This is a genomic window from Pararhizobium antarcticum (genome assembly GCF_001885585.1).
In the GTDB taxonomy this organism is placed as follows: domain Bacteria; phylum Pseudomonadota; class Alphaproteobacteria; order Rhizobiales; family Rhizobiaceae; genus Pararhizobium; species Pararhizobium antarcticum.
In genome coordinates this window covers 1-5,439 of sequence record NZ_LSRP01000160.1, presented here as the reverse complement: position 1 = coordinate 5,439, position 5,439 = coordinate 1, and the positions used below count along the sequence as shown (strand labels likewise).

Here is a 5,439-nt window from a genome sequence, read left to right as displayed (position 1 = left end):
CAACTCACGCGGTCTCTAGATCGCGCCTCACTGCGTTTAACATTTTACATTTCTTCCAGTCGGGCCAGTCCGCGCCTGCGGCCTCGTGAAGCTTCTACGAGGCTTTTTTAGGCTCCACTGAATGAGGCCACAATTGAAAACTTCGTCGCCGTCAAGCATCAAGATTTGATAATTCTGGCGCACAGGGGTCGTGAGGTGAAAGCGGCGCTGACGCGTCTGTCTCCGTCGAAGAGGTGTCTTGTTAGGAGGGGGGCTGGTAGCGCAGTTCCGGCTGCGTTGTGACCATGTCCTCGTAGATGATCACCATCCGGTCGATGTACCAGAGCTTTCCTCCAATGATCAGGGCCGTGCCAAACGTGGTCGGCCAGAGATCGAGGAACGCCAGACCCCACACCAAAAAGGGAAATCCTAACAGCGACCCGATGTTCAGGATATTGGGCATGGTTCGATGGCGATCAGGCACGGCGACGCGGTGGCGGTTTGACCAGAGCCGCTCTCCGAAAACGCCCCTGGCAATCCACGCGCGATCGTCACGAACCGGCGCAAATGCGCGAGGGTTGACCCAGATCCAGAACAGTGCGAGCGCAATCGGCACGAGTGACCACGAGTCCAGCCAGACGCGGCTCCAGATCGCAAGTGCGAGAAGCGGCAGACAAGTGGTAAAGCGGGTCCACCCGCTCCATGGGTTAGCGTGGCGTGCCCAACCCATATCGTCTAGCCCAAAGGCACGGGCAATGCGGCTTTCGGCAGTCATGAAGCTGTCTCCTGTCTGGTCAGACCGTCGGACCCAAGGTTTATGAGTGTTTCAGCGGCGGCTTGATACTTTTGCTTCGAACCGAACCGATCACGGTGCAGCGACAAGAGTGAGACTGATCGGATTACGTCCAGTAGAGTGTCGACCGGTTGCAAAGCTATTTCTCCGGTTTCGATACGCGCCTGAAGAAAAGCGGTGAGCGGACGCTCCATCCATGCCGCCTTCAGTTCGACGTCTTCCGGACGTACACGCTTTGCTATGGCAGCGAGTGTCTGTGGCTCGGCGATAAGACGGGCAAGAAAATGGTTCGTCTCGTATTCTGACAGCAACGCACGCAGAAACCGAGACAGCGCTTGATTTACCGGTAACCCCGGATCGGCTAGCGTCATCATGACCCGACGGCTGACGCCGGGGGCTTCGGCCGCCAGAAGATCGAGGATGAGGGCGTCTTTGCTGTTGAAGAATGCATAAAAAGAAGTCTTGGCGATTCCTGCTTTATACGCCACGCTAGCAAGCGACATCGCCCTGAGCCCACCCTCCACGAATAATCGCCGACCCTCAACCATCAGTGCTTGCTTTGCTCTTGCGCGGTCTTGTTCCGTAAATGCCCTAGCCATCAATAAACCTATGAACGATACGAAGACTCGTTCATAGCCTTTTACAGCGGTTTTTACAAGTGCGCGATGATGAGCCTATGGAAGTGCGCACAACAGTCCCGCAGACGCCCGACGTCGGGTCTTTTAGTTTTTCGCTACCCCGAACTGATAGTTTGAATAGCCCCGAGTTTCGTAGACACCCTCGGGTTACGTTTTCTGCTGCTTTTCGAACTCGACGGGCGACAGCATCCCGTTTCTGACATGCTTGCGCTTCGGGTTGTAGAACATCTCGATGTAATCGAACACGTCCTGCCTGGCTTCGTCTCTTGAGCGATAGACCTTTCGCCGTATCCGCTCCCGCTTCAACAGATTGAAGAAGCTCTCGGCGACGGCATTGTCATGGCAGTTGCCCCGTCGGCTCATCGAATGAACCAGATTGTGGTGCTTCAGGAACGCTGCCCAGTCCATGCTGGTGAATTGCGATCCCTGATCCGAATGCACCAGAACCTTTTCCTTTGGTTTCCGCCTCCAGACAGCCATCAGCAACGCCTGCAGCACGACATCCGTTGTCTGACGGCTCTGCATCGACCAGCCGATGACACGGCGGGAATAGAGATCGATCACCACCGCGAGATAGGCGAAGCCTTCGTTGGTCCGGATGTAGGTGATATCAGTGACCCACGCCTTGTCCGGAGCAGCAACGTCAAATTGACGGTCCAGCGTGTTGTCGATGACAATGGATGGCCTGCCGCCGTAAACTCCGGGACGTCGCTTGTAGCCGATCTGAGCCTTTATCCCGGCAATCCGCGTCAGACGCGCAACCCGGTTGGGGCAGCATGTCTCGCCGTGATCGAGCAGGTCGTCATGAAGCTTGCGCCTCTCGGTGATTGCGTAGCAATCGCCTGCCGGCCAACGGATACCCGTAGACCTTGCCACTCTCTTCCCAGGCCGTCTGGAGCAGATCGATCTGGCGCTTGTCCTCACAGGCACGCTTGCTCAAGGGTATCCGGAGCCAAGCGTAAAAGCCGCTGGGGTGGATGCGCAACAGGCGGCACATCGTCCGCACCGAAAATCGCTGCTGATGCTTTGCAACGAAAGCGTACTTCACTTTGCATCCCTGGCGAAATACGCGGTCGCTTTTTTTAATATGTCGCGCTCCTCGGTGACACGCGCCAATTCCTTTTTTAGCTGCCTGATCTCGTCGGCCTGGTCGCCGCCCTGGTTGCCAGACACGGAGGAGAACTTCTTCTTCCACTCATAGAGCGAGTGCGGGCTCACACCCAGCCGCTGCGAAACCTCCGCAACCGGATAGCCCCGTTCCGTGATCTGACGCACCGCGTCGCGCTTAAACTCTTCGCTGAAATTCGATTTGCTCATGGTGATCTTCTTGCCTCAAAATTAGGAAAGAAGGTGTCTACAAATCTCGGGGCTATTCAGTTGTAGGCTCAACGCAACACGCAGATGCTGATGTTGGATCCACTGTGATTACGAGTACGCGGCCTGTCGGCGGGTAGGGCCGGTCAACCGCTTGTCCGAGCGCCGACGGCCGTTTTGTGATATGCAAAGCCTGAAGCGGGATGCCTCGTCCGATTGAATGTCGTGGCGATGAATTGCGAAAAGGTTCGCGATCGGGTCGTGGAACTAAAACGACGCGTTGAAGTTTTCGCGGTGACCTGAACAGCTTTAGTTTGGTCTCCCGTTGCTGGATAGGTTGTAGAGAATTTTTGCCGATTGTTCTAACCTATTTGCCACCGCTTTCCCGGCCATCTCTCGGCGTTGAGACAGGCCGTGTCGTTTCTTCCCAAAGCTTCCTTCAGCAGTTCTGCCTACATGCTCATCTCGTTATACACGTCCTCCAACCAACGTTTCTCATCCTCCAGAGCCTCATCTGGCTGATCATAGACACGTCCATGCCGCCGTATCTGGATCGCCATTTGTAAAAGGACGCTGTGCTCATCCCGTGTTCCCGGCTGTTCCCGGCGTAGCTTGGGCACAGGGACCCCACCTTCTGGTTGGCGAAGGATTGCAGGGAATTGTGGCTTGCTGAATCTGCTCGTTTTCATCAAAAATCTCTTCGATCTCGACGATGGTTGCACAGGATCTGTGGAAGGACGAGCGGTCATGACGGCATAAACCACTCCTTTAGCAATGGAGAATAGGCTGACCAACTGAGGAACTCGGCAGCATCCAATGGTGCAGCTGACAATGTGGCAGAGACCTCTTGCACCGGTCGGTCGTCGTGTTTTTTTAGGAGTGCGATCAATGGATGAACCGTGGAAGGTTCTAGCTGGCAATCTTGCCACAGTCGCACTGTTGATTTCGGCTTGGACGCACCTGTCTCATCGCCTCTACAGGCTGCCAACGCTATGGAGAAACGTCGGCCTTGGCTTCACGCTGGGCCTGGCAGCGATCGCCTCGATGTTGCTGGCGGTACACTTCGACATCGGTGTTATCCTGGACCTCCGCCTGCCCATCTTGCTGTCAGCTTCTGTGTTCGGGGGGCCAGTGGCTGCGGTGATCACGGCTTTTATGGCGTCTATATTCCGCATCTACCTGGGTGGTATAGGGGTCGAATCGGCACTCATAACGATTGCTGCTGTCCTCGCGCTGGGCTGCTTTCTTTGGTTGACGTATGGCAAACGCCCGATGGATTCTGAGCCTTCGATATTGGCCGTTTCCGTCCTCTCTGGGTGCCTGTCTTTGGCAGAACTTGCGATTCTGTCTCAGGAGACATTCTGGAGAGCCTTGCGCGAGATCGGTGCGCCGAGCGTCGTGCTGAATCTTGCAACGACCGGAGTCATCGGTTTGTACCTCGCTTATTTCAGTCGCTTCACACTCGAGCGCGATATTCTGTACGCGGCGCTGACGCAGGCTCCTGACTATCACTATGTGAAGGATATCAACCACCAGTTCGTCGCGGCAAACTTGAATGTCGCCAGACACAATGGTCGAGCAAAATCCTCTGAGATGCTCGGCCTGACCGACTATGATCTGGCGCCAAAGGAGCGTGCGGAGCAGCTCATTGCCAACGAGCGCGCTGTTCTCCAGACAGGGATCGCCCTTCGCTGGTTCGAGGAGTTTCTCGCCGAGGAGGGCAAGGAGCCGCGGTGGTACTCGACATCGAAGGTGCCATTGCGCAACCGTCAAGGAGACTTGATTGGACTGGCAGGTGTGACGGTCGACATTACAGCAAGAAAGCTTCTCGAGCAGGAGCTCAAGTCTAGCCAAAATACGATGGCTCAAGCCATGGCTGAAATGTCCGATGGCTTGGCGATGTTCGGATCTGACGGAAGGGTCATCTATTGCAACGAGCAATACCGACAGTTTTTCCCGAAATCCGCCTATGCCCGGGTTGTCGGATCGCATATTTCCGACATCATCAGAGCGGCCGTACGCAATGGCGAGCGTCAGGATTTACCGGTCGACCTTGGCGAAGAAAGCATCCAGACCGCGGCTCAGAGCCTGTTCATGGATATGGATGAAACCATACCAATGTCAGACGGTCGCTGGCTTTCGTTGCGAACGCGCGTAACGGAGGATCGAAATGTTTTGGCCCTTATTTCTGACATCACAGCCATTAAACAGTCTGAGCTGTCTTTGAAGCTGCTGGCAGACCACATGAAAGGGCTTGCCGAAACGGACGCTCTGACCGGCTTGCCAAACCGCCGATCACTCGATCACGCCTTGCAGCGAGAGTTCGAACTTGCACGAAGGACAACGAGGCCATTGTCGTTTCTTTTGATCGATGTGGATCGTTTCAAGCTCTTTAACGACCTTAATGGGCATTTGGCAGGCGATGCGTGCTTGAAGGCCGTTGCATCAGCGATCTCTACAGCTGCAAGGCGGACCGGCGATCTTGCCGCACGATTTGGAGGCGAAGAATTCGCGATAGTTCTGCCTGACACGGACGCGGAAGCAGCAGTTAGGATCGCGGAGAAAGTCAAGAGGGCGGTCCGCAATCTCGGATTGACACATGGTGCCAGCGAATATGGGGTTGTAACCGTGAGTTTGGGCGTAACCACTCTGACGGCAAGCCCCGAGGTCGATCAGCCTCTGGATTTAGTCGGGTGTGCTGATCTTGCGCTTTAT

At 55.5% G+C, this 5,439-nt stretch carries 3 protein-coding genes and 2 pseudogenes; 1 reads left to right on the top strand and 4 read right to left on the bottom strand.

The genetic code is table 11. The annotated features are described in order from the left end of the window. Positions 1-241 precede the first annotated feature (241 nt). From AX760_RS26080 to AX760_RS26060, 4 genes and pseudogenes are all read right to left on the bottom strand, one after another. Complete coding sequence (locus AX760_RS26080; RefSeq protein ID WP_071835924.1) at positions 242-754, bottom strand: DUF6653 family protein; 513 nt, start codon at positions 752-754, stop codon at positions 242-244. Next, positions 751-1,320 carry a TetR/AcrR family transcriptional regulator gene (locus tag AX760_RS26075; RefSeq protein ID WP_071835923.1) on the bottom strand — a complete coding sequence of 190 codons (570 nt, stop codon included), beginning with the start codon at positions 1,318-1,320 and terminating at the stop codon, positions 751-753. Before AX760_RS26075 ends, AX760_RS26080 begins: the two co-directional genes overlap by 4 nt. A 237-nt stretch (positions 1,321-1,557) precedes the next feature. Continuing rightward, positions 1,558-2,727, bottom strand: a pseudogene (locus AX760_RS26070) (IS3 family transposase). A 369-nt stretch (positions 2,728-3,096) separates the two neighbouring features. Further along, positions 3,097-3,413, bottom strand: a pseudogene (locus AX760_RS26060) (transposase); the annotation flags it as partial. A 199-nt stretch (positions 3,414-3,612) separates the two neighbouring features. Here AX760_RS26060 and AX760_RS26055 point away from each other — a divergent pair. Next, a partial coding sequence (locus AX760_RS26055) for a diguanylate cyclase (protein WP_071835921.1) occupies positions 3,613-5,439 on the top strand: 1,827 nt, incomplete at its 3' end.